23 protein-coding genes and 1 tRNA gene are annotated in these 25,469 nt (G+C 66.6%); 10 read left to right on the top strand and 14 right to left on the bottom strand.

Annotated elements, in window-relative coordinates; all coding sequences use genetic code 11:
• Positions 1-34: 34 nt before the first annotated feature.
• Genes FJX73_11265 through FJX73_11230 form a run of 8 tightly spaced genes read right to left on the bottom strand, consistent with a single transcriptional unit; the run spans position 35 to position 9,659 of the window.
• Positions 35-2,224 carry a glycoside hydrolase family 31 protein gene (locus FJX73_11265; GenBank protein MBM3471350.1) on the bottom strand — a complete coding sequence of 730 codons (2,190 nt, stop codon included), beginning with the start codon at positions 2,222-2,224 and terminating at the stop codon, positions 35-37.
• Positions 2,214-3,590 carry a fucose isomerase gene (locus tag FJX73_11260; protein ID MBM3471349.1) on the bottom strand — a complete coding sequence of 459 codons (1,377 nt, stop codon included), beginning with the start codon at positions 3,588-3,590 and terminating at the stop codon, positions 2,214-2,216. The genes FJX73_11265 and FJX73_11260 overlap by 11 nt, the downstream gene beginning before the upstream one ends.
• Positions 3,587-4,378, bottom strand: coding sequence for a carbohydrate ABC transporter permease (locus FJX73_11255; protein ID MBM3471348.1), 792 nt, complete (start codon positions 4,376-4,378; stop codon positions 3,587-3,589). Before FJX73_11255 ends, FJX73_11260 begins: the two co-directional genes overlap by 4 nt.
• 45 nt (positions 4,379-4,423) lie before the next feature.
• Positions 4,424-5,362 carry a sugar ABC transporter permease gene (locus FJX73_11250; protein ID MBM3471347.1) on the bottom strand — a complete coding sequence of 313 codons (939 nt, stop codon included), beginning with the start codon at positions 5,360-5,362 and terminating at the stop codon, positions 4,424-4,426.
• A gap of 16 nt (positions 5,363-5,378) precedes the next feature.
• Positions 5,379-6,644 carry an ABC transporter substrate-binding protein gene (locus tag FJX73_11245; protein MBM3471346.1) on the bottom strand — a complete coding sequence of 422 codons (1,266 nt, stop codon included), beginning with the start codon at positions 6,642-6,644 and terminating at the stop codon, positions 5,379-5,381.
• Between the two features lie 49 nt (positions 6,645-6,693).
• Positions 6,694-8,109, bottom strand: a complete 1,416-nt coding sequence (locus tag FJX73_11240) for an aldehyde dehydrogenase family protein (protein ID MBM3471345.1) — start codon at positions 8,107-8,109, stop codon at positions 6,694-6,696.
• Positions 8,110-8,145: 36 nt separating this feature from the next.
• Positions 8,146-9,303, bottom strand: a complete 1,158-nt coding sequence (locus tag FJX73_11235) for a D-galactarate dehydratase (protein ID MBM3471344.1) — start codon at positions 9,301-9,303, stop codon at positions 8,146-8,148.
• Positions 9,291-9,659 (bottom strand): hypothetical protein, encoded by a 369-nt coding sequence (locus FJX73_11230; protein MBM3471343.1) that lies wholly within the window; start codon positions 9,657-9,659, stop codon positions 9,291-9,293. The genes FJX73_11235 and FJX73_11230 overlap by 13 nt, the downstream gene beginning before the upstream one ends.
• A gap of 58 nt (positions 9,660-9,717) precedes the next feature.
• On the opposite strand from FJX73_11230, the gene FJX73_11225 reads away from it, so the two are divergent.
• The 7 genes from FJX73_11225 (at position 9,718) to FJX73_11195 (ending at position 15,258) form a co-directional block, all read left to right on the top strand.
• Positions 9,718-10,404, top strand: a complete 687-nt coding sequence (locus FJX73_11225) for a GntR family transcriptional regulator (protein ID MBM3471342.1) — start codon at positions 9,718-9,720, stop codon at positions 10,402-10,404.
• Between the two features lie 68 nt (positions 10,405-10,472).
• Positions 10,473-10,994, top strand: a complete 522-nt coding sequence (locus FJX73_11220; protein ID MBM3471341.1) for a YjbQ family protein — start codon at positions 10,473-10,475, stop codon at positions 10,992-10,994.
• A 191-nt stretch (positions 10,995-11,185) separates the two neighbouring features.
• The gene (locus FJX73_11215) at positions 11,186-11,752 is read left to right on the top strand and encodes a hypothetical protein (protein MBM3471340.1); all 567 of its coding nucleotides are present in this window, start codon (positions 11,186-11,188) and stop codon (positions 11,750-11,752) included.
• A gap of 94 nt (positions 11,753-11,846) precedes the next feature.
• Positions 11,847-12,350, top strand: a complete 504-nt coding sequence (locus FJX73_11210; GenBank protein ID MBM3471339.1) for a hypothetical protein — start codon at positions 11,847-11,849, stop codon at positions 12,348-12,350.
• 43 nt (positions 12,351-12,393) lie between these two features.
• Entirely contained in the window at positions 12,394-13,311 is a 918-nt protein-coding gene (locus tag FJX73_11205) for a 4Fe-4S binding protein (protein MBM3471338.1), read from the top strand.
• A gap of 13 nt (positions 13,312-13,324) precedes the next feature.
• Positions 13,325-13,675 (top strand): hypothetical protein, encoded by a 351-nt coding sequence (locus FJX73_11200; protein ID MBM3471337.1) that lies wholly within the window; start codon positions 13,325-13,327, stop codon positions 13,673-13,675.
• A 179-nt stretch (positions 13,676-13,854) separates the two neighbouring features.
• The gene (locus FJX73_11195; protein ID MBM3471336.1) at positions 13,855-15,258 is read left to right on the top strand and encodes an ATP-binding protein; all 1,404 of its coding nucleotides are present in this window, start codon (positions 13,855-13,857) and stop codon (positions 15,256-15,258) included.
• Between the two features lie 20 nt (positions 15,259-15,278).
• Here FJX73_11195 and FJX73_11190 read toward each other — a convergent pair whose 3' ends face one another.
• Positions 15,279-15,800 carry a nitroreductase family protein gene (locus tag FJX73_11190; GenBank protein ID MBM3471335.1) on the bottom strand — a complete coding sequence of 174 codons (522 nt, stop codon included), beginning with the start codon at positions 15,798-15,800 and terminating at the stop codon, positions 15,279-15,281.
• A 228-nt stretch (positions 15,801-16,028) separates the two neighbouring features.
• Between FJX73_11190 and FJX73_11185 the strand changes: the two genes are divergently transcribed.
• Complete coding sequence (locus FJX73_11185) at positions 16,029-17,216, top strand: trypsin-like serine protease (GenBank protein ID MBM3471334.1); 1,188 nt, start codon at positions 16,029-16,031, stop codon at positions 17,214-17,216.
• A 172-nt stretch (positions 17,217-17,388) separates the two neighbouring features.
• On the opposite strand, the gene FJX73_11180 is transcribed toward FJX73_11185, so the two are convergent.
• The 4 genes from FJX73_11180 to FJX73_11165 all read right to left on the bottom strand — a co-directional run bounded on the left by FJX73_11180 (position 17,389) and on the right by FJX73_11165 (position 21,285).
• Entirely contained in the window at positions 17,389-18,198 is an 810-nt protein-coding gene (locus FJX73_11180; protein ID MBM3471333.1) for a serine hydrolase, read from the bottom strand.
• Between the two features lie 24 nt (positions 18,199-18,222).
• Positions 18,223-19,596, bottom strand: coding sequence for a gluconate:proton symporter (locus FJX73_11175; GenBank protein MBM3471332.1), 1,374 nt, complete (start codon positions 19,594-19,596; stop codon positions 18,223-18,225).
• 295 nt (positions 19,597-19,891) lie between these two features.
• Positions 19,892-19,967: transfer RNA gene (locus FJX73_11170), tRNA-Arg, on the bottom strand.
• A 61-nt stretch (positions 19,968-20,028) separates the two neighbouring features.
• The gene (locus FJX73_11165) at positions 20,029-21,285 is read right to left on the bottom strand and encodes a CBS domain-containing protein (protein MBM3471331.1); all 1,257 of its coding nucleotides are present in this window, start codon (positions 21,283-21,285) and stop codon (positions 20,029-20,031) included.
• 88 nt (positions 21,286-21,373) lie between these two features.
• Between FJX73_11165 and FJX73_11160 the strand changes: the two genes are divergently transcribed.
• Positions 21,374-22,216: a hypothetical protein gene (locus FJX73_11160; GenBank protein ID MBM3471330.1), complete on the top strand. Its 843-nt coding sequence runs from the start codon at positions 21,374-21,376 to the stop codon at positions 22,214-22,216.
• Here FJX73_11160 and FJX73_11155 read toward each other — a convergent pair.
• Positions 22,167-23,639, bottom strand: a complete 1,473-nt coding sequence (locus FJX73_11155) for a hypothetical protein (protein MBM3471329.1) — start codon at positions 23,637-23,639, stop codon at positions 22,167-22,169. The genes FJX73_11160 and FJX73_11155 overlap by 50 nt on opposite strands.
• Positions 23,640-23,837: 198 nt before the next feature.
• On the opposite strand from FJX73_11155, the gene FJX73_11150 reads away from it, so the two are divergent.
• Positions 23,838-25,469, top strand: a 1,632-nt coding sequence (locus FJX73_11150) for a hypothetical protein (protein ID MBM3471328.1), incomplete at its 3' end; no start/stop codon positions are given.

The raw sequence follows: 25,469 nt of genomic DNA, 5'->3' as shown, positions 1-25,469 counted from the left end.
GGAAGACGATTCGACGCGTGCGGGCGGTTCTCTTCTAGAAGTGGCGCAGGCGCGTTCCCTTGGGGAGGCCGCTGAGATCTGCCCTCGCCTTCTGGCTCGGGGCACCGAAGATCCAGATCTCATTGATCCGTGCCGCTTCGTCCAGTTCTCCGGTATGCTGCACCGCGGGGCCCAGCGGTAGGGAGTGGCCTTCGCGGCCGTAGACAGGCATCTCCTCAAGCGGCATCGTGCGCCGGAGCGTGCGCGGGCCCTCGATGCGCTCGCCGCTTGACAGGTCGTACCATCCACCCTTGGGGAGGTGCAGCGTGACGTCTCCATCGGGAGAGAGCACCGGGGCAACCAACAGTGACGGCCCCAGCATGTACTGGTGCTCGAACGCCCACGCCGCCGCGTCCTCAGGGAAGGCGAGAGGCATCGCGCGCGCAACCGGCATGCCGGTCTGCTGCGCCTCTTGCGCGCACGCCTCGATGTAGGGAATCAGCCGGTAGCGCCACTCCAGCCACCGTCGCACGATCCGCTCGGCCTCGTCGCCGTAGAACCACGGCTCGCGGGGGCTCGTCCCATGGAAACGCGTGTGGGACGCCATGACGCCTGCCTGCATCCAGCGCACGTAGAGCTCGGGATCAGGCAATGCGCCGGGCCTCTGGTGATAGAAGCCGCCGATGTCGTGGCTGTGAAAAGGCGCGCCGCTCATCCCCCAGGACAGCCCCCCGCGCACGCTGGCTGCCAGGCCTTCCCAGTCGGCCTGCGGGTCGCCGCCCCACTGGATCGGGTAGCGCTGGCTGCCGGTCCAGCCCGAGCGGCCCCAGACCAGCGCGCCGCCCGGTGCGTAGCGCTGGCTCGCCTCGTAGGCGCACCGGTTGAAGAGGAGGGGGTAGACATTGTGCAGGCGCCGGCCCGCTTCGCCGTTCGCGGCAACCGCGTCTTCTGGGACCTGCTCTCCGAAGTCGGTCTTGAAGACGTCCACGCCCTGCTCGAACAGGTCTTTGTGCGCGTCGCGGAACCAGGCGAAGGCCTCGGGGTGCGTGAAATCCACCATTCCGCTGTGTGGCAGCGGGGCAAGCAGCATCCCGAATGGCTCAGGGTCCCACTCATAGATGTAGGGCTCGCCAGAGGCGCGCCGCAGCAGGTATCCCTTCTCAGCCAGGCGCGCGAAGAGCGGGTTGTGCACCGATACGTACGGGTACTCCCACAGGCACAGGCGGAAGCCCAGTGCCTTGAGCCGGCCGATGAAAGCGTTGGGATCGGGGTACCGTTCGGCATCCCACTCGAATCCGTAGCGCGTCTCGACCTCAAGCCATGCGCGGCCATCGAGCACCAGCACGTCGCAAGGGATGCGCCTCTCACGCAGGGTGCGCGCGACATCGAGCGCCTCGTCGGGCGTGCGGTAGTAGCAGCGTGACATCCAGACCCCGTAGCTCCAGCGCGGAGGGAGTGGCGCGCGGCCGGTCAGGTGCGTGAAGCGCTCCAGCAGCGCGGCCGGTGAGTCGGCCGCGAACAGGAAGAGGTCGAGCGTGGGGTCGTCCACGCGGAGCACGTAGCTGCGCTGCGACCACTGCGGATAGCCCACGCCGTGTGTGACGCGCCCCGTGGTGTGGACGAACAGGGCCCACCCCTGAGGGCTCCACGCGAAGGGGATGTTCTTGTACGAGCGCTCGCTGTTTACGCCGAGTGCGTCCTCGTTCCACGAAGTTATCAACTGCCCCCGGTGATCGAGCGGCCCGAACTTCTCGCCCAGCCCATAGACCGGCTCGCCTGAGCGCAGGCCCAGGTTCAGGAACCACCCCGGTTCCCCGCCGTCTCCGGATTCGACCGCCACAGCCGGAAGGCGCAGGCCGCCCCGTATGTGCGCGTCGCCGCTTGACTCAAGGAGCGTGACGCCGCGGCGCATCAGGCGCAGACGAAGGGGATTGGCGCGCAGCTCCAGGCTGATGGAGCCCGGCTCGGCTCCATCCTCTCCTGCCATCCCGCCGGCCTCGAGACGATAGACGCCGGCGTCTTCTGAGAATCCTATGCGCGAGGGCGGCTCCGGGTTTGCCGCGAGAAGACCGTAGTCCGGCCTCTCAATCTCAGGGCCGGTAGACAGGCGCAGACGCAGGATTCCTGGCGCGTAGATCTCAGCCTGCAGCGTTCCCGCTTCGGTGGTGAACCGCGCTCCGGACGGCGTGGTATCCCGTAGCCACAGGGTATCGAGACGGCGCAGCGCCCCTGGGTCAAGGCGCATCGGAGGTCCACCTGAGCAGCCTATCCTCTGGGTCGAGCGGCAGCGGCTCGTGTCCCAGCCAGGAGCACATCTCCAGCAGCGCTTCCTCCTCGTCGCCTCGTCCCCATGCCAGGTGATGAGGAAGGCGCCGGTTGAGGACGCTTGCCAGGAATCCGCTCGGGCTGGCTGGCTCGCCTGCCCACCGCAGGTGCCCGATCCAGCCCGCGGCGCCGTCGTAGCCGCGAGCCCGTCCGAGCACGGCCCCGGCGTACACCGCGGCCTTTCTCGATTCCAGGAACCGCAGTCCGCAGACCTGGCCGGGCGCCAGGCGCATGTCGCGCACAGCGGGCAGGCCGCGGTTGAAGTGTGGTACGAGGCGTGTGGCGCCATCGGCCCACGAGCGCGCCGTGTTGCCGCAGTGCCAGAACATCAATCCCTCGTCATCGGCGTGCGAGAGGTCGAGCAGCGCAGCCGGGCCGCCGGTCACAGCGGCCACTGCGAGCATGGACGCCAGTCCGGCAAGGTCGCCCTCGCAGGCGTACGGGCAGCCGCGATCGGCCAGGCGCGCGAAGGCGGCGCAGGCCATCGTGCCCGCGCGCTCGGGCACTTCCGGCCAGCAGCGCAGCGCGACCCCATCGTAGCCCTCTGCCAGGCGCTCGAGTGCTATCTCGAGTCTGATGGTGGACCGCAGATCCTCCCTTGGCATATCCAAGGGCTCGTCCATTTCGGCCAGGCGATGCGTGACGCCTGCTTCGTCCACCTGCGACAGCGCATCGAAGAGAACTTCCAGGGGTGCACGGTCTATCCGTAGCGGCAACTCAGGGACGGTCTCCAGACGGTAGAAGCCTGGCGCGGTCCCGCCGACCCACAGCACCCTGCCCTCGCGCACGGCCCTGCAGCCACGCATCGCCCGCATCGTGATGCCCAACCGCTCCTGGAACGCCCGTTCATCGGGGCTTCCATAGAACCACTTCACGGGCGTCCGGCGGCCCGTCCGCAGGCTCAGACCCAGGTTGAGGCCGCACAGGGCGTTCTGCGGCAGCGGCCCATCCACAGCGGCCTCCGGCAGGGCCCAGAGGCCCAGAGGCATGTCGAGCCCCAACAGCGGTCTGACGAGATCTCCCGTTGCGAACGTCACGTGCAGGGCGAGCAGGAAGTCGAGCCCGCCGCCACTATGCAGGGCCGCCACCTCGGCGGCGCGGCTCTCTGCCTCCGAGGCGTCGGTGACCGGAGCCCCGATGTAGACCAGCGCGAAGCCCAGGCGCTCCGACAGGGCCTCCAGCGAGCGGCGGCTCGCTTCCTCGAGGCCCATGTGCGCGCCGCGAAAGATGGGGCGGACAACCGGGACCAGCCCGACGCGAACCACTCTTCTCTCCGCTCCTATCATCCCTTCACCGCGCCCGCGGTCAGGCCGCGTATCACCAGGCGCTGGCCGAGCAGTATGAGCGTCATGATTGGGATCGTGGCCAGCGCGACGGCCGCGGAGATCACCCCCCACGGGAAGGTGAACTCGCCCCGGTACAGCGCGATGCCCACTGTTATTGTGCGCACATCGGCGGTGCTGGTGAGCGTCATCGCGATCAGGAACTCGTTCCAGGTATAGACGAACACGATGATTCCCGCCGTGATCAGGCCCGGGGCGGCCAGCGGCGCGATGATCCGCCACAGCGTGTTCATCCTCGTGCAGCCGTCGATGAGCGCCGCCTCCTCCAGCTCGTGGGGGATCTCGCGGAAGAACGCGGTCAGGATGAAGATCGCGACCGGGAGCGAGTACGTGACGTAGGGCGCGATCAGCCCCCAGTATGTGTTGAGCATACCAAGGTTGCGCACAAGGACGTACAGCGGGACGATCAGGGTGATGAGCGGGATCATCGCCACGACGAGCAGCCCGACCAGCAGGGGCTCCCGGCCCCGGAACCGCAGCCGCGCGAACGCGTAGGCGGCCAGCGACGCGATGAACAGGCACAGCACGGTCGAGAGCACAGTTACGATCGCGCTGTTCAGCAGGAATCGCCCGAAGGGGTTCTGCGTGAACACGTGCACGTAATTGATGATTGTGGGGTTCTTCGGGATGTACGTGACCGGGAACTGGTAGAGCTCGCGCTCGGTCTTGAACGACGTGAACAGGGTCCAGAGGTACGGCGCGAGCGACCAGACGAGCGCAAGCACGACCAGCGCGGCAAGAGTGGTGCGGGCGAGTGCGCCCCGGCCGGCCACGGTCTAATCCCTCGGCGCCAGCACGCGGTAGTACGTGCCGGCGAAGCCCAGCGCGATGACTACAAGGATGACCGACAGCGCCGCCCCGTAGCCGAAGTCGAGGAACTGGAAAGTGTTCTTGTAGATGAACAGGGCGAAGGTCTCGGTGGCGTTGCCCGGCCCGCCGCCGGTCATCGCAAACGGCAGGTCGAGCGCCTGGAGCGCGCCAAGCGTGCGCAGCACCAGCGACACCATGATAGCGCTGCGCAGCAGCGGAAGGGTGACCGCAAGGAATGCCTGCAGCGGCGACGCGCCGTCCAGGCTGGCGGCTTCGTACAGGTCGTCGGGGATACCCTGCAGGCCCGCGAGCAGGATCAGCGCCATATATGAGGCCGCGCCCCAGGTGGCCGCGACCGTCACCGCAAAGAAGGCCAGCACCGGCGAACCCAGCCAGATGATCTGCCCCTGGACCAGGCCGGTGCGATTGAGCAGGTCGTTGACGACGCCCGCCTGGTCGTTGAAGAGCCACCGCCACATCTGCCCGGCGAGCACCGGAGCCATGGTCCAGGGCAGCAGCACCGCAGCCCGCACGAATCCCCGCGCGCGCACCAGGCGGTTGACAACGAGCGCAAGCCCGAGACCGAGGACTAGCTGGGCCGAGACGGTCACTCCGGTGTAGACGAGCGTCACGCGGATAGAGTGCCAGGTGTACTCGTCCCCAAACGCCCGCGCGAAGTTGCGCAGCCCGACGAAGGGTGTGCCCAGGTGCGGCTGGTCGAGCCGCAGATGGTGCAGGCTGGTCCAGATTGCGTTGAACACCGGGTAGATTGCGAACACCACCAGGAAGGCGAAGCAGGGCAAGAGCAGGATCGCGGCCAGTTCGCCCTGGGTGATCTGGCCGGTCATCCACCGGCGCAGAGCGCGCGATCCTGCTCCTGGTTGCGCTATCGTCGGCGCCGCCATGCGCCGCGCCGCTCCTCTACTGACCCAGCAGTGAGCGGATCTCTCGTGCCATGCGGGTGATCGCCTCCTCCGGGCTCACGAGGCCGGTCAGCGCCGCGTGCAGGTTGGTCTGCACTATGCTCGACAGCCGGGGGTAGTCGGCGATCTGCGGCCGCGGGCGCGCGTTCAGGACGACCTTCAGCATGTCGGGGTAGTGCGGCGCCCGCTGCTTCACAACGGCGTCCTCGAACGTGTCCTTGCGCGTGGGCACGGTGCTGAGCTGCACGGCCATGCTCTTCTGCGCAACCGATCCGGTCAGGAACTCGACCAAGCGGTAGGCGGCCTCCTTGTTGCGCGAGAAGTTGCTGACCGCGAGCTGCCAGCCACCGAGCGTGGACGCGCTGCCCACGGACCCCCGAGGCAGCGGCGCGATGCCCACCTTGCCCACAACGTTGGAGCCCTCGCCCTGGAACAGGCCGTAGGCGTAGGTCCAGTTGCGCAGGAACACGAACCGGCCGTCCTGGAAGATGGCGCGCGTGTCGTCGGTCGGCAGGGTTGTGACTCCGGGCGGGGTCACGCGGTGGCGCCGGACCAGGTCGAGCATGAAGTTCAGCGCCTCCAGCCCCTTGCCGTTGTCCACGATGACCTTGCCGGCGGGATCGAGGATATCCCCGCCGTTGCTCCAGAGGACCTCGAAGAAGAAGTTGGCCAGCGCCTCGATGCGCGCGCCCTGGAACAGGAAGCCGCCAAGCGCAGGGTTGGCCTCGGCCGCAACAATCCGCTGGGCCGTGGCGATCATTTCGTCCCAGGTCACAGGGACCCGCGCCCTGTGCTTCTCGAGCAGGTCCTTGCGATAGTAGAACAGCCCCGCGTCGGCGTACCACGGGACCCCGTAGATCTTCCCGCCAATCGTGTTGGCCCTGATGCCTCCCGGCAGGTACTCCTCGCGCCGCTCGCGCGTGAACCACTGGTCGAGCGGGGCAAGCCAGCCCGCGGCTGCCATCTGGGCCGGCCAGATCACGTCAATAGAGATGAGGTCCACCGAGCTGTCCTTCGCCGCGAACAGGGTCACGTATCGGCTCAGCTGTTCCCCTGAGGTCCCCGGCTGGATCTGCAGGTTCACCCGCACCCCGGGGTTCTGACGCTCGTACTGTTGCACGAGCGCGCGGTACACGTCGGAGACGATCGGCCCGCCCGTGGCGAGCGTGCTCCAAGTGATCGTGACCGGTGCCTGTGCCGAGACAGGCAGCACCGCGAACCCCATCGCAAGCGCCGCCGCAATGGCCAGCAAGCGAGTTCTCATGCCAATCTCCCTCCCTGTCTATGGCCGTCTTTCGGCCTTACGTGCGATTTCACCGCTGCTTCAGGTGCAACACCACCATCTTGAGCTCGGTCATCTCCTCCACCGCGTACCTTGGGCCTTCCTTGCCGAACCCGCTTTCTTTGAGTCCACCGTAGGGCATCATGTCGGCACGCCACTGCGGCCCCCAGTTCACGTGGATGCTGCCACTCTCGGCCTCCCGGGCGAACCGCATCGCCCGGTCAAGATCGCGCGTGAAGATCGCCGCCGCCAGCCCGTAGTTGGAGTCGTTGGCCAGCGCCAGGGCTTCCTCGAACGTGCCGACCGGCGTGACCGCCACCGCGGGCCCGAACAGCTCGTCGCACGAGATGCGCATGCGCGGGCTCACATCGGCCACGACCGTCGGCGCGTAGATCGCGCCGCGGCGCTCGCCGCCTACCACTAGACGGGCCCCCCCGGATACGGCTTCCGTCACCCATGCCTCGACGCGCCTCGCCTCGCTCTCGCGCACCATCGGGCCCATGGCGGTTCGCTCGTCCAGCGGGTCGCCGGTGGTGATCGCAGCCACCCTGGGCGCCAGCGCGTCGAGCAGGTCCGCGTAGATCGGCTCGAGGGGAATGATCCGCTGTGCGCTGATGCAGACCTGTCCCGCGTTGGAGTAGCCTGTGGCCGCGATCGCGGCGGCGGCCTCCTCGATGCCCGCGTCCGGCATCACAACAACCGGCGAGTTGCTGCCGAGTTCCATCGTGACCTTCTTTATGCCGGCGATCCGGCAGATGCGCTCGCCCACGTCCCGGCTGCCGGTGAACGTGATCTTGCGCACGCGCGGATCGGCGCACAGCGGCTCGCCGATCTCGCGCCCGCCCCCGACCAGGCACTGCACGCCCAGCGGGGGAAGGCCGGCCTCGAGCAGGACCTCGACCAGCCGGAGCGCCGACAGAGGGGTGTTGCTGGCCGGCTTGACGATGACGCTGTTGCCCGCGGCCAGCGCCGGGCCGACTTTGTGCATCACCAGGTTTAGAGGGAAGTTGAACGGGCTGATGGCGACAACTACGCCGCACGGCACGCGCACCGTGAACCCAAACTGACCGGTTGCGCCCGGCGAGCCGTCCAGCGGCACGATCTCACCGGCTATGCGCCGGGCCTCCTCGCCAGAGAGCGTCAGCGTCTCGACCGCCCGTGCGACCTCGGCGCGCGACTCCCGCAGGACCTTGCCTTCCTCCAGGGTGATCGTTCGGGCGAACTCCTCGGCGCGTTCCTCGATCAGCCGCGCGGCCCTGGTCAGGATGCGGTAGCGCTCATGGCCGCTCAAGGCACGCATGTCGCGCGCGCCCCGGACCGCGGCATCCAGCGCCATCTCGACCTCTTCAGATCCTGCAACAGGGACCGTGTCAACGACGCTGCCGTCGTAGGGGTGGGTGACCGGCAGGGTCCGCGTCCCCTCGATCCATTTCCCGGCGACGTACATCCTCACGGCGTACCCTCCGGATCGGACTGGCCTGGATCAGGCGCTGCGGTAGAGCTTGGTCATCACGAACTCGACGTGCCCAAGGGCCTCGGCGTCGGTGAGCCGACCGCGCACCGTGCGCTCGAAGACTTCGAGGACGCGCGTGCCCGCCTCCTCCAGGCTCATATCGCCGGCCAGCAGCCGGGAAAGGTCCACGTCGATGTGCTCGCTCATCGAGGTCGTGGTGTTGGGGTTGGGCGAGATCTTGACAACCGGCACGATAGGGTTGCCGACGACGTTGCCCTGCCCGGTGGTGAAGAAGTGCAGGACGGACCCCGCGGCCCCGGCCAGCGTGATCATCTCGGCGGCGGCGCTCGAGGTGTCCATGAAGTGCAGCCCGGGCCCACGAGGCGCCTCCGCGGGCGCCAGCACCGACCGCACCGGCGTGGTGCCGGTCTTCTGGATGTTGCCCAGCGCCTTCTCCTCGATCGTGGACAGGCCGCCCGCGATGTTGCCCTCGGTTGGCTGCGAGCCGAGCAGGTCGGCGCCGGTGGAGCGGATGAACTCGATGTATTCTGCGTAGGTGCGCAGGAACGCCTCGCGCACCTCGGGCGCGGCGCACCGCGCGGCAATCAGGTGCTCGCCGCCGGTCAGCTCGGACGTCTCGCCGAAGATCACCGTCGCCCCGGCGTTGACCAACCAGTCCACCGCACGCCCGAGCGCCGGGTTGCCGGCTATCCCCAGCGTGGTGTCGGACTCCCCGCACTTGATCGAGACCACCAGGTCGCGGGGCTCGATTGGCACGCGCTCCGTCTCGCTCGCGTCCTGCACCATGATCTTCGCCGCCTGCGCCGCGCGCTCGATGGTGCGCAGGTCACCCGAACCCTCGATCGAGAACGCCTCGACCGGCTTGCCCGTCCTGGCTATGCCGTCTGCGAGGCGCTGCGTCCACTTGGGCTCGATGCCCACCACAACGGCGGCGGCCACGTTGGGGTTGGCGCCGGTCCCGATCATGGTCCGGAAGAAGAGGTCGAGGTCCTCGCCGAACTGCAGCCGGCCGTAGGCGTGGGGCAGGGCAAGAGCGCCCGGGATCAGCCGGGCCGCGCCCTCGGCCGCAGTGTTGGAGAGATCGTCGAGTGGCAAGATCACGACATGGTTGCGGATCCCGGCCGCGCCGTTCTGACGGCGATACCCGGTGAGTCTCACGCCGACCACCTCGCGCTCTCGATGTTGTGTACGTGCACGTGCTCGCCCGGGGGGATCCGCAGCGTGGCCCTGCCGATGCGCTCGCCGTACTCGGTGACGTCGCCGCCGGGTGCGATGTCAGCCAGGGCCACCTTGTGTCCCAACAGGATGGCGCCCCGCACCGTCACGGCAAGCGGGGCAGAGCCGTCCAGAACGCGTACCTGAATGGTCTCGCCGGCGTGCAGGTCGGCGATGGCTACCGCAACCGCGTCTTCCTTCCTGTGCGCGACGGCTTTGTAGGCCACGGGTGCCTCCTTTGGCCTGATGGCGTGACGTGAGCGGCCGTGCGCGGATGAGGCGGCTGTGTGTGGATTGCGCTCGGCCATATTTGAATTCTAAATCCAAAATCTTGACCGGTCAATACCCCAGGCGTATACTTGGATTATGCGGGCAACCCATCTGCGTGTCGGCCGTGCGGCCCTGTCGCGGACCACACTCTCGCGCGAGGCCTACCGGGCGCTCCGCTCGGCCATACTGAACCGGCGTCTGCCTGCCGGGGCCAGGCTCGTCGTGCGCGTGCTGGCCGAGGACATGGGCCTGTCGCCCACCCCGATCAAGGAGGCGCTGGCGGCCCTCGATCGCGAGGGCCTCGTGGTGGCCGTTCCGCACCGGGGATACCGCATTCCGACCATCACACCGCACGACATCGAGGAGCTCTATGCCCTGCGCGAGATCGTCGAGGGGCTGGCCGCATCGCTCGCCGCGCGGCGAGGGGATGAGCGCCTGCGCGCGCAACTGGAGCGTCTGCTGACGCGACAGCGCGTGTGCGTTCGGGAGGGGAACGTGGAGGGCTACGGCGATCTCGACCTCGCGTTCCACCGGTGCCTGCGCGAGGCGTCGGGCAACAGGCGGCTGTCCAGGGTAGCCGAAGCGTTCAACGGGCAGATACGGCTCCTGATAAGCACGTCCGCGCAGCTCCCCGGCCGACTCCCCGTGTCGCTGCGGGAGCACGAGGCCATCGTGCGGGCGGTGAAGAACCACGACCCTGCCGCCGCCGAGGCCGCGATGCGCCGCCACGTACAGCAGGCCGGGATGGCGCTCATGGCGCACCTGGCTAACACCCCGCGCTAGTTGCCCCCAGGGTCGCCGCCCCGTCTGCCGAAGTACTCAACGAAGACCTACCGGGAGGCGAGCGCATCATGGCCCAGCGCATCACCAGCGGCGGACGCACCGTCGAGATAGACGCGTCTCTGCGCGAGAGCCTGAAGCAGGAGGAGACCGCGCAGCACGAGGGCGCTTCGTTTCGCAGCCACACGCTCTACCTGTGGCTTCAGACCAGGGAGAGCCGGGCGATCGTCCGCCTGACCGACCGATTGCGCAAGGCCGTCAAGGACAGCGGCGTGAGCGAGGGGTTCGCCCTGGTCAGCGCGATGCACATCACCGCCGCTGTGTACGTGAACGACCATGAGGCCGGGATCATGCAGGACATGATGGGGCTGCTCGACCACCTGGCGCCCTTCCGGTCGGATTACCTGCATCACCGAACCGGGGAAGACAACGCCGACGCCCACCTCAAGAGCCTCCTGCTGCACCATCAGGTGATCGTTCCGATAACCGGCGGAGACCTGGACCTGGGACCCTGGCAGGAGGTGTTCTACGCCGAGTTCGATGGGCAGCGCCGCAAGCGGGTTCTGGTCAAGATCATCGGCCTCGTGGATTAGGCGTAGCGATCCCCGGCAACCCCGGCCAGAGAACGTGCGCGAGTTCCGGGCCTGCGAGGCCTGAACTCCTCACACAATCTTCACATTCGCCTTACGCTCCCCTCATCAACCGGGACTACTCTTCTCCTCGAACGATACGCCCGCCGGACCCGAGTGCATGGTCCGGCACGGGCAACGAGGAGGGAAGAGCGATGAGAACGATGTTGACAGCCGCCGGAGTTCTCCTGGCGCTGCTGGTCGTGTCGGTTGCCCCTGCCATGGCCGCCGGGCCCAGGTGGGCACCCGGTCCAGGTGCGGGGCGCGGCCCTGGTGCCGGTGTGGCGGCGACGATTCCCGCGGACGTCCACAAGGCCATTGAGACGGCGACTCAAGCGGCCGCGGCCAGGGTCCTCAAGATGACCCCGGCCGAGTTCGAGAAGGAGCGCGCGGCAGGCAAGACCCTGGCATACCTTGCAGGGGCCAAGGGTGTGCCGCTGCAGACAGTGCAGACGGCCATGGTCAACGCCCGCAAGTACGCGATCAACCAGGCACTGGCCTCGGGCAAGATCACGAAGGCCCAGGCAGATGCGCTGCTGCAGGCCGGACCCCGCTTCGGGGCGGCCGGCAGGCCCGGTACCGGGACCGCGATGGGCCCTGGCCCTGGGATGCAGCCCGGCTTCGGCGCCAGACCCGGCGCAGGTCGGTGGGCGGGCGCAGGTCAACAGCGGCCCGGTCAGATGCGGGGCGGCAGGATGCACCGGTTCGGCCCGGGGCGCTAGTCCCGAGCTGCACCACCCGGCGGGGCGGGCCGCCTCTGCCCCGCCGGGGCATCGCCTGTGGCAAGACCCGGCGAGATGATGAGGAGGTGTGATCGTGAGCACGATTCGCGCAAGGACCCGATGGCAGCAGCGGTTCGGAGGGCTCGTCTTTGTCCTGGTCCTGATCGCAGCGACGGCGGCAATCGCGGTTGCCGCCGCTGCGCCCATCAGCCCGGTGGCGAGGCAGGCATTGATTGACGCCACGACGTCAGAGCTCAAGGCGCTGGCTCTCTACCAGGCCGTGGTCAAGAAGTTCGGCGAGGGCCGGCCGTTCGTGAGCTGGATTCGCTCCGGCCCGGAGCGGGTTGATGAAAACCTCAAGCCCCTGTTCGCAAAGTACGGGGTGCCCATACCGGCGATGCCGGACCCGGCAAAGGTAGCCGCGCCGGCATCGTTCAAGGACGCCTGCCGCATCGCGGGTCAACTGGAGAACGAGCGGGTGGCGCTGTACGAGAAGTTCCTCAAGACCGTCAAGGAAGCGGACATAGTCGCGGCCTTCACCGAGATGCGTGATGCGGCCAGGCGCCGCCAGAACGGCGTACGGGAGCACTGCGACTAGCAGCCGCACGGGTGGCAGGCGGCCATCCTGATACGAAAGGAGCATGGAGATGGGAGTGCAGCTCGGAGCGATCAGGCGAAGACCCAAGGGCCTCGCTGCTTTGTGGAACGTTCAGAACTTCCGGTACCTTGTACAGGCGGGATTCCTGGCAACGGTCGTTGTGATGGCGGTCAGGCACGCGCTGGTGCCGGAAAGCGTCGTCAACTCCCCGCCGTCACCCGAGGCGTACTGTCCTTTCGGCGGAATCGAAACGCTCTACCATTGGATCACGACCGGCAAGTACATCCACCACGCCACCTCGTCCAGTCTGATTGTGCTGGGCGGCGTGCTGCTCGGGTCGCTGGCCCTCAAGTCGTCCTTCTGCGGCTGGATCTGCCCATTTGGGACGTTCCAGGAGGCGCTGACCGGCATCACGCGGTTCCTCGAACGCCGGTTCCGGGCGGTGGCACGGCTCGCAAAGACCCTCAAGGCGCGCACAAGGGGCCTGGAAGTCGTGGACCGGTACCTGAGGTGGGGCAAGTACCTGATGCTCGCCTACTTCCTATACGGCACGATCCTGGCCGCGCGTATGGTGTTCCGGCCGTACGATCCGTACATCACGGCCCTGAACATCACCGAGGCGACGCTCGGGCCCGGTCTGGTGATCCTGATCGCGACCGTCGTGCTCTCGTTCTTCACGGAGCGGCCCTGGTGCAAGTACCTATGTCCGCTCTCCCCGATCGTGGGGCTGGTAGGCAAACTGGCGTCGGTCAAGATCGAGCGCACAAGCACATACTGCAAGGATTGCGCCATCTGCAGTGTCGCGTGCCCGATGAACCTGCCCGTCGCCACGGCGAGTCGGATCACGGCCGTGGACTGCAACGACTGCCTGAAGTGCGTGGATGTCTGCCCGCGCACCGGCGCGCTGGACCTCACCCTGCGCTGGCCGTGGTCGAAGCCGTTGGTCTCGGCGGAACGATGAGGAGAGGAGCGAGATGACGATGCGTCTGAACCCGTTCGCGTACGGCCTTCTGGCAGTTGTGCTGTTCCTGGGGGTGATCTACGTCTCCAAGGCCGCGGGCGTCTGGAACACCAGCCACCGGGTTACCGCCTCGGGCGAGCAAATCACAGTAGACGTGAGCGACGTGGACACGGTCAAGGGATGGATGACCTTTGAGGACGTCTCGAAGGCCTTTGGCATCCCTCCAGCCGAGATCTTCGCCGCGATGAAGCTTCCCGCGGACACGCCGCCAAGTAAGCGGCTCAAGGACGTCATGCACGCCAACAGGATGGAGGTCGACGACCTGCGCGATTGGCTGAAGAAGCGCGGAGCGGGCGATACGTAGCGCAGAGCGCTCGCTAGGTAGCGTAGAGCGGGCACTGAGCAGCGCAGGGATCCACCACAGGACGAAGTGCTCTTCCAGCGGGACGGGGGAGTCGCGGCGGCGTGGCTCCCCCTGACAGTCCTCGTTGGATCTGTCAAGTGATATAGTGTAATCAAGATTACACTAACCAGGATTACACCATGCCCTTCGTAGACCGTCAGCAGGAGCTGAAGTATCTCCACAGCCAGGCCGAGTCGGATCGTGCCGAGCTGGTGATCCTCTATGGCCGCCGCCGAGTGGGCAAGACCGAGTTGTTGCGGCACTTCTGTGCCTCGCTTCCACACCTGTTCTTCGTAGCCAGCCAGACAACATCCGAGCGGCTCCTACGGGATTTCTCCACCCACCTGGCCGACCTGTCGGAAAGCCCTCTGCCGTCAGGCACGGTCCTGCAGGACTGGCCATCAGCGTTTAGAGTGTTCGGCCGGCTCGCGCGTGACCGGAGGTTTGTTGTGGTACTAGATGAGTTCCCGTACCTCTTGCGGGCCGAACCGGCTGTGGCTTCCCAACTGCAGAACCTCTGGGACGCGGAACTGCGCCGGACGAAGCTAATGCTGGTCCTGTGTGGCTCCCACGTGAGTGTAATGGAAAGTGAGGTGCTCGGCCAACGCAGTCCGCTCTATGGTCGCCGCACGGGGCAGTGGAGGGTAGCGCCGCTCGGTTATCGTGACGCTGCCCTGTTCTTTCCCAAGTACTCTAGGGAAGATCAATTGACCGCCTATGGCATCCTCGGCGGCATGCCAGCGTATCTTGAGCAGTTCGACCCCAGCAAGCCGCTTGCAGCCAATGTTGTCGAGCGGGTCCTGTCGCGCGGTTCCATGCTGTACGAGGAAGTGTACTTCCTGCTACAGGCCGAACTCCGCGAGACGAGTCGCTACTACGCTGCGTTGTCCGCCCTGGCCTCCGGTGCGACGCGCCATCAAGATGTTGCGCGGGCCATCTTCGGCCCCGAAGGGCGGGCGAGCGCTCAGCCGTACCTGAACCGGCTTTCGGGCTTGGGAATAGTCGAGCGCGCTGTGCCGGCTACCGTACGAAACCCGCAGCGGACACGGGATGCCCTGTACCGTATCAGTGACCCGTTCCTTCGATTCTGGTTTCGATCTGCTGCGCCCAGCCGTAGCGCACTTGAACAGGGGCGTGCCCAGGAGGTGTGGTCGCAGCGGATCCGCCCCGGACTGCCGGAGACCATGGTGCCCGTGTTCGAGGAGTGCGCGCGCGCTCACACCTGGCTGCTTTCACGCGCTGGGCGCCTGCCGTTCGAGCCGGACGCTGTGGGCTCCTGGTGGGATGGCAAAGCGGAGATTGACGTCGCCGCCGTGCGTCACTCGACGAAGGAGGCCTATCTGGCTGAATGCACCTGGTCTGCTGGTGCCGTGCATCCTCGGGAGGTCGATGAGCTGCAGCGCAAGGCCGCCTACTTCCAGACGCGAACCGGGTATGCACCCCGAGGCCTGGCCCTATATGCGCGGCGGCAGTTCAGCCGGCCAGCCCTGAGGAAGGCCCAAGAGATGGGCGTAGGGCTCTACACGGTCGCGGACCTCTACTGAGGCAGGGGTTCAGGCCAGGGTCACGGCCGATTCCCGAAAGACTCGTGGTGCACCTTGCCCTCCTCGTACCGGGTGCGAGGCGGCTTTGTTTCAGCCGGGTGGCCGACCGGCACCAGGCACAGCACCCGCAGTCGGTCTGGAATGCCCAGTTCCTTGCGCACATACGCTTCGCGCTGCTCGCGGGGGTAGACGGCCACCCACACTGCCCCCAGGTCGAGCCCGGCCGCGGCCAGCAGCAGGTTCTCGGTGGCCGCGCTGCAGTCCTCGACCCAATGGTCGGACGCGGTGGGATCGCCGACCACCGCGATGACCACGGGTGCGCTGGCGCACATGTGAGCCCACCGGTGGGTCTGTGCCAGCGCGCGGCGCCGTGCCTGGTCGCGGACCACGATGAACGCCCACGGGCGGACATCGTTGGCCGACGGCGCGGCCATGGCGGCCTGGAGCAGGGCCCGGACCTTGTCCTCGGCCACAGGAGCGCCGGTGTAGGCCCGTATGCTCCTGCGCTTCAGGATCAATGCTGGTACTGCGGTTGATTCCATCGTCACCACTTCCTCCGGCACCTACTTGAGTCAGGAGTGCGTGCGGGGAGCCCCGTTCGCGACAGATGGCTCCTGATCCTGTCTTCCGCGGCCTCTGGGATACGTTTGGGGAGACCCCGAGGCCTGCGACAGCAGGAGCACACCCTCGACGGCGCGAATTCAGGCCCTCAGATAGTTGACAACAGCTGAACCCGCGTGAATCGAACCGCCTTTGCGGGGGGTGAAGAAATGAGATGGCGCGCCGTATTCGTGGCTGCCGCACTGTTCATCGTCGGGTTGCTTCTCGTTCTGCCCCTGCCCGAACTCCGAGCACAGTATGAGGAGATCGTCACTCGTGCCAGACCGGCCGTAGTCTTCATCATGGTCGAAACAGACCGGGGAAGGTTCTCTGGGAGCGGCTTCTTCGTCGACCCCACTGGGTACATCATCACCAACCGACATGTCATCGAGGACGCTGGCCGCATAGCCGTTCAGATCGCTGATGGAAGAGCTCTCTCTGCCATCATCGTTAGATACAGTGCGCTTTTTGACGTCGCTGTGCTAAAGGTTGATGGAAGTGGCTTCCCAGTACTACCACTCGGGGATTCTGACAGCGTTCAACAAGGGCAGGAAGTGATCGTAATCGGCTATCCTAGGGCCAGTGCCCTTGGATCGGAGACGGCTACCGTGACGCGAGGCATCGTCAGCGCGCTGCGCCCGGCCCAAGGCTACATCCAACTCGACGCGGCACTTAACCCAGGGAACAGCGGCGGCCCAGTCCTGAACCGACGGGGCGAGGTGGTTGGGGTCGCCGTATCCTCTCTGCGGGAGGCCACCCTGGTGAATTTCGCGGTGGCGTCGAATCTCGCGCGCACGCTCTTGACTCAATTGACCGCCGTGGCCATCCCGGCGCCAAGGAGTTCCCCGGGCGCGCAGCCCCCTGGTCCTCAGCAGACACCCCCACCGGCTCCGCAACCGGTTCCTCCGTCTGCCCGGCCCGTCGGTCCAATGTCCCCCACGTTGATTCGCCCTGGGGCAAGCATTGGGATGATTGCTCTGGATATGACGATTGAACAGGCAGTGCTGAGTGCCGGGAGGTGGACGCGAAGCGGCGCGGCAACGCCGAGCGGGGTCTTCTGGTCCTGGGACGTGCCTGGACCCACTTCCCGCCTGAGCCCCCGGGTCTCCGCATTCGCAAGGGACGAAAGGAGTCCAATCAACGAGATTCAAACGACGAGTCCCTATTTCGCCACCCCTGGGGGCGTCCGCGTGGGCGACTTGCTGGACAAGCTGAAGGAGGAATTCGGGCGTAACTACCGCGTGAGCATGACTCCCCTGTATGACTTTCCTAATCTATCATGGACCGGGATATACGCTGGCTATGACCCTGTCGTGAACATGCCGGACAGGCGCGTGGTGTATTTCGGCGTAAGGTAGTGATTCCCTGAGGCCTGTGTGGTGATCAGGGGCTTTCTGATCGCCTGATCCATCACGTTCGCCTCGCTGGTATGCGCAAACTGGCTGATTGCAGGCGCCACCCCAGGCCGCCAGCCACCCAAATCCTGGCGCCCCCGGCCAGGTATTGTCACTGGTTTCCTGACTCAGGACATTAGTTCGTGATGGCGTCGTAGACCGCGCGGCCCACCTTGGCGATGAGCGCCGACGCCTCGCCTCCGATCAGGCCCCTGCCGAGCTGCGTCCCGAAGCCCTTCGTCAGCGCCGCGATCACCACCAGTCCGCGCTCCGCGAGCATTATTCCCACGTCATGACGGACTTCCGGCAACTCGCCGGTCTTGTGGGCGATGGCGATCTCTTGAGGGAGGCAGAGGGGAAGTCTGTCCCGGACCTGCTGCCTGCGCATGATGCCGATCGCCAGATCGCAGCCCTCCGGTGTCAGGATCTGCTTCCTCGCGAGCAGCTCCAGCAGCAGCGCCACGTCGGCGGGCGTTGTGAAGTTGTCGAGGCCGCGCTGGCGCGCCTCCATGTCCATCATCTTGCGCTGTAGGAACGTCCCGCGCAGGCCTAGCGCGGCCATGTACTCGTTGATTGCCGCCATACCAACGCGCTCGATGCACAGGTTGGCCGCGGTGTTGTCGCTGATGATTACCATGAGGGTGAGCAGATCGAGGAAGGTCAACTCGGCGACGCTCTCCAGGTCCTTGAGGATGCCGAACCCTCCTACCTTGTCCTCGGCCCTAACGGGCAGGCGCTCATCGAGGCAGACCTCCCCCGACTGCGCCTGCCGCAGGGCTTCGACGAGGACCGGGATCTTGATCACGCTGGCGGCGGGAAACGGCTCGTCTGGAGACCACGTGAGGACCTGTTGCGACCCCACGTCCTTGATGACGAGGCCGACCGTTCCGGGCGCGCGCTCGATCAGGCCTTCGATGATCGTGCGGGCCGCGTCGAGTGTGCCCATGCCAGCGATCCTCCCGTCAGCCGATCACAGCAGGATCCAGAACAGGATCAGGAACAGGATGCAGTTGGCGCCCATGATCGCCCACCCGTTGTACATCTGCATCCTCAGGTCCTTGGAGCGGGCCAGCCCCATCTGGCCGATCATGTCGGCATTGGGGAACGGGCCGAACCAGTCGATCTGCGAGGAGGCCAGGAGCACGGCCACCCACACCAGGGCGGGAAGGGCGAGCTGTTGCACCGTCGGTCCGAAGACCTCGTTCATCAGCACGACCTGCGCGACAGCAGCGCCAGAAACACCGAGCCAGCCGATGACCGCGGCGATCACGGCAAAGCCGAACGAGCCCACCGTGGCCAGCAGCGGCTTGAGAGCCTCGAGCAGCGCGTCGTAGGCCTTGGTCTTGCCCACCAGGGTGACTAGCGGGTTGAACAGCCAGAACAGGAAGAACAGCCAGATCAGCCGTGAGGCGCCCGCGTAGATCGCCTGCAGGATCTGAACCAGGCCCAGCCGGGCCGCGAGCCCCGTGGTGAACGAGGTCACGAGCATGGCAAGGATCGCGTAGGAGTAGCCGGCCTTGATGCTGATGCCGTAGATCACCATGATGAGCAGGGTGAGGACGAACGCCCAGGTGCCCCTCCTCGCCTCGGGGCCGAGGGCGTGCTCTGTCTTGATGATGTCGGACTCGTCGTACGCGTAGACGCCCTCGGTTCTCCGCTGGATCCAGCGCACCATGAAGAACCCCGTGATCCACGTCACGATGGCCATCGGAATGCCTGCCGCGAGCAGATACGGCACATAGGCGACCTTCGCGGTTCCCGTAAGCGTGACGACCGGTGGCGTGAAGGGCCCGATGAACAACCCCGGCGCTCCGGCGGCATGGAGCATGGCGGCGAGCGCCGGCGGTGTGAAGCCTAGAGCGGCCACGATCGGGATGACGATCGGTGCCAGTATGGCGTTTGCCCCGGCGAGCGTTCCGAGGGCCGCTACCAGGATCGTCGAGGTCAGCATGACCCCGATCTGAGCCTGCGTGCGTGTCTTCACCCCGATCCGGTAGACAATAGTCCGTACGAGATACTCGGCCACGCCGGTCTCCCGCGTGACCTGGCCGAGGCCACCCCCGAGCATGATGATCATGCCGACGACCGTTATGAAAGCCCCCAGCGACTCCGCCATCAGGCCTGCGAGGGCCTTGGCGCCGGTTCCTGTCATCACGATCGCCACAACCAGGGAAGAGAGCGTGGCCAAGACCACGTCCACGCCCAGCAGGACGAGCACCGCGTACAGCAAGATGGGAACCAGCCCCCATAGCGTGGGAGGTTGTATGGAAGTGTAGATGTAGAAGGCCAGAAGGAGGGCTATGACGAACAGCACGACACTCCAAGTGTCCTGTGCCTTACGCATCTGTTCACGCTCCCCCAATCATGGGTTGGTTGCTGCCGGGGACCTTCTCCACCACCTCCTTTCGTCCCCAGCGTTGCGTGGTTCGATGGTTAGACTTGTACCTATTCGGGCTGTGTTCCTGCTGCTGTGCCGGTCCTGGCCCCTTGGACGCTCTCTCGGACATGCTGATCGCGCTGCCGTCACTGCGTGGCGAACGCCTGGGACGCCTCGACGGCCCCGCAGAGGGGGTGAGCAGGGGCTTCTTCGGCCGGCTCTGCGAGGGATTCAACGGCTGAAACCCGTGTCCTGACCGGATTGGCGGGCCCGGAGGGAATCGAACCCCCGACCAGAGGCTTAGGAGTCCCCTGCTCTATCCACTGAGCTACGGGCCCGCGGTAGCATTGTAGCAGATGGCCCGCTACTTACCGTAGTCCTTCTTCGGGCTCGAGGCTGTCACTCCAACAGGCGGGCCAGCCGACGGTTGACCGCCAGCAGCGTCGCCCGTACGACGCCCTGCCCGAGGTCGCTTTCCGCCGCCGCGCAGCCGATGAGGCGCTCAGTGGGCTGGCCCGGCCCGCCCAGCAGGGCGGTCACAGCCAGTGCCGTGCCAGCGGGGATGTGGAGAGCGTGGACCTCCTCCACAGCCGTCCGCCACCCGCCGCGCAGCGCCTGGTTCACCGCCGCCAGCGTGGATTCCGCCAGCAGCCGCAGCGGGACCGAGCCCATGTCCGGCCCTGTGGTCTCGCCGATATAGCGATCGGATCCCAGGCCCAACTCGACGGTGACCGTTGCGTTGCCGTTCCCGGCGGACAGGTTGACCCGCCGGAGTTGCAGGCGCGGTTCTGGCAACACTCGCCCCCCGGCAGATTCGCCCGCAGCCAGGGCCTTCTCTCTCTTGGCCTGCGTGGACTGCCGGCTCGCGATGGTGATGAGATCGTCCACCGTCGCCGCGAAGTGGACGTCCTGCCGCTCCGTCGTCCGCTTCCCACCGGCGATGCCCATGCTTGCCCCCAGGGCGAATCCCGGCGGTGCCCCGGACAATCGCAACCCACAGATGGCCTCAAGGGCCCTGAGGCCCAGCGCCTGCGCCTCTTCCTGCGGTCGTGTGGTCAGGATGGCGAACTCGTCGCCGCCGTACCGGCAGAGCAGGTCGCGATCGGAGTCCACTGTGGCGAGCAGCGCCTCGGCGACCGTCCGGATGCAACGATCACCCACCGCGTGTCCGAACCGCCTGTTGACCGACCGGAAGTCGTCGAGATCGAGGAAGAGGATGGTGATCTCGAGTCCGTCCCTCAGGTACTCGATTGCCCTATCGCGGACGGTGGTCCCCCATGGAAGCTCCGTCAGCGGATCCATCGGGCGCCCCAGCGCCTTGAGGATGTCCTCCCGCGTGATGAGACCGACCAGACGGTCGTCGTCCAGGACCGGAAGGTAGCCGATCTGCCGTTTGTCCATCAGGTCGAAAGCGGCGGCCAGGTTCGTTCCGGGGCGTGCGGCAGGAGGTTCTCGGGACATCACCTCGCTGACCGGCCGATAGGGCGGGGCGCGGAGGAGATCCCTCATCGCGACGACGCCTACTAGGCGCTCCTTGCTGACCACGGGGAGGACGCTCACGTCGCGGTCAAGCATGAGGGTAGCAGCCTCGCCGACAGTGCGGTCCTGCCCGATGGTGACCACGTTCGTGGTCATTGCCTGCTCGACGGTGCTCAAGGGATGGCCCTCGGCAGGGAGATTCACGGCCACGGCCCAGTTTGCCTTCTGGCGGCGGAGCGAAAGTGGTATAATGTTTTCAGTGAGAATGTTCCCGAGACCACGCCCCAGGTACGATCCCAAGACGATCTACCGCATTCACGCCGATCGCGAGGCCGGCAAGAGTGCCGCGGACATAGCGGTGAAGCACGACCTGCCCGCGGTCACGGTCCAGGGATTCTTGCGGTCCAGCGGGAAGACCTGCGCGCTGCTGAGTCCCTACGAGCTGCGGGGGGCCGATCTTCCGCCGAATGCCGCCGTGCAGGTCTACTGGCTGGGTTACATAGCCGCCAGCGGCCGGGTCTTCGGCCAGAACAACCTGTCCACATTGATCCTGGCGATTCACCCGGACGACGTGGCCCACATCCAGACGCTTCTGGCAGATCTGGTCATCGGCCATCCCCGGTGTGAGTTCGCCGAGAGCAGCCTCGACGGGCGCCAGGCGTACGTTCGCGACCGCTCGCTCGCCGAGGTGCTCCTCCAGTGGGGGATCGGTACTTCAGCTGAAGACGGCTCGATTCCCATCGAGTTCATCCCGCCAGCGCTGTGGCCGGATTTCGTCAGAGGGTATCTCGAGGGAAGCCGGCGCTGCCCGCCGTTTGGCGGCCAGGGTGCGCGGGCGCCGCGGGTGCCGCGCACCCTCACGCTGGTGGGCAACAAGCCGCTTGTTGAGGGACTCAGCCGCGAGCTCCAAGCGGCGTGCGGGATCACCGGGGGGACCGTCGCTCCGTCCGGCGGCGGAGGGCTTTCTCAGATTACCTTCTCGCCCTCGGACACCAGCAGGATTCTCCAAGCAGCCTATCGCAGCCCGACGCGGACCTCACCGCGCGCGGCGAAGTTCGTCAAGCAGTTTTCGCAGCCCAAGGGTCGCCGCCGGAATCCTTCCAAGTAGGCAGCCGCAACGTCGCCCGCGTGCCCTGCTTGGGCGTGCTGGAGATCTGTACCGTGCCCCCATGAGCCGCAGCGATCCCAAAGGCAATCGCAAGGCCGAGACCTGCGCCACCCGCATCCCGGGAGCGGGCAGGGTCCACACGATAGAAGCGATCTCCCAGGCGTGGGAGATGCTCCTTGCTGATTCCGATGCCGGTGTCCTCGACGATGAGGCTGACCAGGCCGTCACCCGCGCCGGTTCGGAGGGTGACCGTCCCTCCCGGCGGCGTGAACTTGATGGCATTCTCTAGCAGGATTACGGCCGCCTGCTCCAGGGCCTGCCGGTCGCCGAGGAGGCGCGTCCCTGTACCGTAGTCTTCGCGGACGGCGACGTCCTTCTCCCGCGCCAGCGGTGCGAGCCGGCGCACGACGCTTTCGGCCACCTCTCTGAGGTCTACCGGCTCGCGCTCAAGATGGAACTGTCCGGCGTCGAGCCGGGCGAGTGTCAGCAAGTTGGTGGTCAGCCGTTCCATGTGCTCGGTCTCGGCCACGATGTCCTCAACTAGCCCCGAGTCGCCCGGGTCGGGCCGGTCCCGATGCCGGAGCAGTACTTCGGCATTTGCTCGGATGAGGGTCAAGGGGGTGCGCAGCTCGTGCGACGCGTCCGATATGAAGGTCTGCTGGCGGGCAAGCGCGATCTGGGCCGGTGCTAGAGCTCTGTTGGCAAGAAGCACCCCGCCAATCGTGGCGATCAGCACGGCGAGGGCGCCGAGGGCGAACAGCAAGTCGCGCAGGAGCCGCAGCGCGCTCGTCTGCTGGGCAATGGAACGGCCCACCTGCACAACGCCCAGCACCCCGCCTGAGGTGGGGTTCGAGACGGTGATGGCGACGCGATAGATCGGTCCGGCCTCCTCACCTCCGTCCACCACGTCACTGGCCTTCCCATTGGCCAAGGCGTCCCCCAGGAGCGACGGGTTGAGGAAGGCCTGGGGCAGAGGATCGGTCTCACTTCCTGGGAAGCTCATCGAGCCGAGGATGCTCCCCTGCCGGTCCATGCAGGCAATGTAGATCGGCGGCCGTCCGGGCAGGCGAGGAGGAGGAGGCGGTGTGCCTGGAGACGCGCGCGGGTAGCCGCTTCTGCCGAATGCCGGCGGTGCGCAGGCCTCTGCCGGCGACTGCTGCCACCGGTGGGCGGTGAAGTCGGCGCTGGCGCTCAGCTGTTCCGCGGCCGGCCTCATGAGCTGATCCCGCAGTCCGAGGTACAGAACCAGACCTGAGACGACCAGCTCTGAGCCATCGCGGTCGGGCCGCCACCTTGAGAAAGTGGCACCTTCGCGCGGCGGCGCCGCTTGCTCGGCGCACGCGGCCCCGCTCTCATGGCGAGGCGCACCCGTCAGCACACCCGGCACCAGGGGACGGCGAGCACGCGCCGCGTGAGCGGACATGTGTCATATCCTCCTTGGAGCAGGAACCCGCCGTCGGCCATGTGGCCTTGTTTGTCCTGCCCGGCTACGGTTCGGCGGATGAAGATCTCCGAGCGTTGAGCCTCTGGCTTTGAACATGCCTCTGGACCTTAAGGTCACCATATCCGCTTGCAGTATTGAAATCCCGGAGCAGTCCAGGAATGGCCCGGAGGCTCTGCCGTGGGTATCGATCCACATGCTCCGAACCTCGCCGTTCAGGACCAGATTATCGGCAGTCCTTCGTGGGGCGCCGCCGCGTTGGGCCCTCTCTACCTGCTGGCAATGCGCGCGCACTCGTACGCGCTCGGGTTGATACTCCCCATCCTGCTGCTCGTGTTCGCCCGGTTCCTCCCAGAGCGTCCGGAGTCGCTCGAGTGGTTACTCGCTGCCGTCCTGGCCGCTGCGTGGTTTGCCTCGGTGGTTGGTGGCAAGCGAGCCGCCTGGAGTAGCCGCCGCTGGCGCGATTTCGCCGATTTCCTGGCATGCCAGCGGACGTGGGATAGATGGGGGAAGGGGGTATTCGCGGTCGCGTTGGTACTGGTCGGGCTCGACCGCCTACTCCGCGCAGCCGCGCTGCACCGCTGGCCGGGAGCGGGAGAGGTCCTAGGTCAGGCCGTCGCCGTCGGCCTTTTCGGCGCAAGTGCCGTTGCTGCCTGGATATACCTCCGACGGCACCACGGGCGAATCCGCCCGTGGCAGCGATATTGCCTGCGTACCGTTGCCGTTGCGTCGACGCTTGCCTGTGTGGCGAGCGCGTCCACCATGCTTGACAAGCTCCATCTACCAGACGCCGCCGACCTTCTCATGGCGGGTTCCATGTTCCTGGCGGGAGTGATCGCGGCCGCTACCGCGTGGCAGTACGGGCGACGCGTCCTACGGCGCCAGTGGTGGTTGCGGCTGGCACTGCGCCTGGCGGTCCTGCCGGCCGCGTTCGTGGCCGCCGCCGGCGCTCTCTGGGTGTTCAAGATCCTCCGGCTACCGGAGGCGGTGAGGGACACCGCGACAGGGACCATCTTGGTCCTGGGGGTACTCGCCGTCGCCTGGCCAGCCCTGTGGAGGGATCCCCAGGCCGTCCGGCAGGCCCAAGACGAAGTGATGGATAGGCGCCCCCCTCCGCGCGGCGTGCATCTTCGGACAGCGCTGGATGCCGCGGCCCTGATGGTGCGCCAACCACTCCTCGTACTGCCTGCCCTGGTCGGCGCCGCGATTCACGAGTGGTTGTTTTCACTTGTGGTTCTGCCCGACGTCCAGACGCCAAATCCCGGGGCGTTCGGTCCACAAGGGTTCCTGGGCTTGGATTCGCGGTTCTGGTATGTGACTGCCGCCGTGGCTGTGCTTGACACCCTCGCGACCGCCATCGTGAGCCACATGGCTGCACAACTCGAACTCGCCCGACAGATATCCCCTGGCGCTGCCCTGCGCAAGGCCCTGATCCGTCTGCCGGCTCTACTCGGCGCCGAGATAACCCTCTTTGTTAGGGTGTTCGTGGGGTTCGTGCTGCTGATCATCCCGGGTGTCGTGGCATTCGTCCGTGGTGCTCTCGTGGTGCAAGCCGGTGTCTTGGGCAATGCGGGCCCGATTCGCGCGATCCGGATTAGTGGCGAGCTCCTGCGTGGTCACTGGTGGCGGATGTTCTTCCTGCTGGCGTTGGAGGTGGCGGTCACCATCCTTCTGACCTCAACGCTGGGCAAGGTTCCGCATGTGGGTCAGTACGTTGCCACCGGGCTCGGGGCTTCATGGGTCGCCATTACGCTAACCCTTCTCTACGTTCGGCTCGGGGGACCGGCGTGCGGTGAGCAGCCAGAAAAGCCG

Source organism: Armatimonadota bacterium (assembly GCA_016869025.1).
Lineage (GTDB): Bacteria > Sysuimicrobiota > Sysuimicrobiia > Sysuimicrobiales > Humicultoraceae > VGFA01.
The sequence above is the reverse complement of the archived record's forward strand: the minus strand, read 5'-3'. Positions and strand labels throughout refer to the sequence as shown.

Bases quoted from the DNA above. Each gene is read 5' to 3' on its own strand.
- FJX73_11240 (MBM3471345.1), bottom strand. From the start codon at position 8,109: ATGTACGTCGCCGGGAAATGGATCGAGGGGACGCGGACCCTGCCGGTC.
- FJX73_11225 (MBM3471342.1), top strand. From the start codon at position 9,718: ATGCGGGCAACCCATCTGCGTGTCGGCCGTGCGGCCCTGTCGCGGACC.
- FJX73_11180 (MBM3471333.1), bottom strand. From the start codon at position 18,198: ATGGGCACACTCGACGCGGCCCGCACGATCATCGAAGGCCTGATCGAG.
- FJX73_11205 (MBM3471338.1), top strand. From the start codon at position 12,394: ATGGAGATGGGAGTGCAGCTCGGAGCGATCAGGCGAAGACCCAAGGGC.
- FJX73_11185 (MBM3471334.1), top strand. From the start codon at position 16,029: ATGAGATGGCGCGCCGTATTCGTGGCTGCCGCACTGTTCATCGTCGGG.
- FJX73_11200 (MBM3471337.1), top strand. From the start codon at position 13,325: ATGACGATGCGTCTGAACCCGTTCGCGTACGGCCTTCTGGCAGTTGTG.
- FJX73_11160 (MBM3471330.1), top strand. From the start codon at position 21,374: ATGTTCCCGAGACCACGCCCCAGGTACGATCCCAAGACGATCTACCGC.
- FJX73_11195 (MBM3471336.1), top strand. From the start codon at position 13,855: ATGCCCTTCGTAGACCGTCAGCAGGAGCTGAAGTATCTCCACAGCCAG.
- FJX73_11220 (MBM3471341.1), top strand. From the start codon at position 10,473: ATGGCCCAGCGCATCACCAGCGGCGGACGCACCGTCGAGATAGACGCG.
- FJX73_11175 (MBM3471332.1), bottom strand. From the start codon at position 19,596: ATGCGTAAGGCACAGGACACTTGGAGTGTCGTGCTGTTCGTCATAGCC.
- FJX73_11215 (MBM3471340.1), top strand. From the start codon at position 11,186: ATGAGAACGATGTTGACAGCCGCCGGAGTTCTCCTGGCGCTGCTGGTC.
- FJX73_11265 (MBM3471350.1), bottom strand. From the start codon at position 2,224: ATGCGCCTTGACCCAGGGGCGCTGCGCCGTCTCGATACCCTGTGGCTA.
- FJX73_11250 (MBM3471347.1), bottom strand. From the start codon at position 5,362: ATGGCGGCGCCGACGATAGCGCAACCAGGAGCAGGATCGCGCGCTCTG.
- FJX73_11230 (MBM3471343.1), bottom strand. From the start codon at position 9,659: ATGGCCGAGCGCAATCCACACACAGCCGCCTCATCCGCGCACGGCCGC.
- FJX73_11245 (MBM3471346.1), bottom strand. From the start codon at position 6,644: ATGAGAACTCGCTTGCTGGCCATTGCGGCGGCGCTTGCGATGGGGTTC.
- FJX73_11260 (MBM3471349.1), bottom strand. From the start codon at position 3,590: ATGATAGGAGCGGAGAGAAGAGTGGTTCGCGTCGGGCTGGTCCCGGTT.
- FJX73_11155 (MBM3471329.1), bottom strand. From the start codon at position 23,639: ATGTCCGCTCACGCGGCGCGTGCTCGCCGTCCCCTGGTGCCGGGTGTG.
- FJX73_11190 (MBM3471335.1), bottom strand. From the start codon at position 15,800: ATGGAATCAACCGCAGTACCAGCATTGATCCTGAAGCGCAGGAGCATA.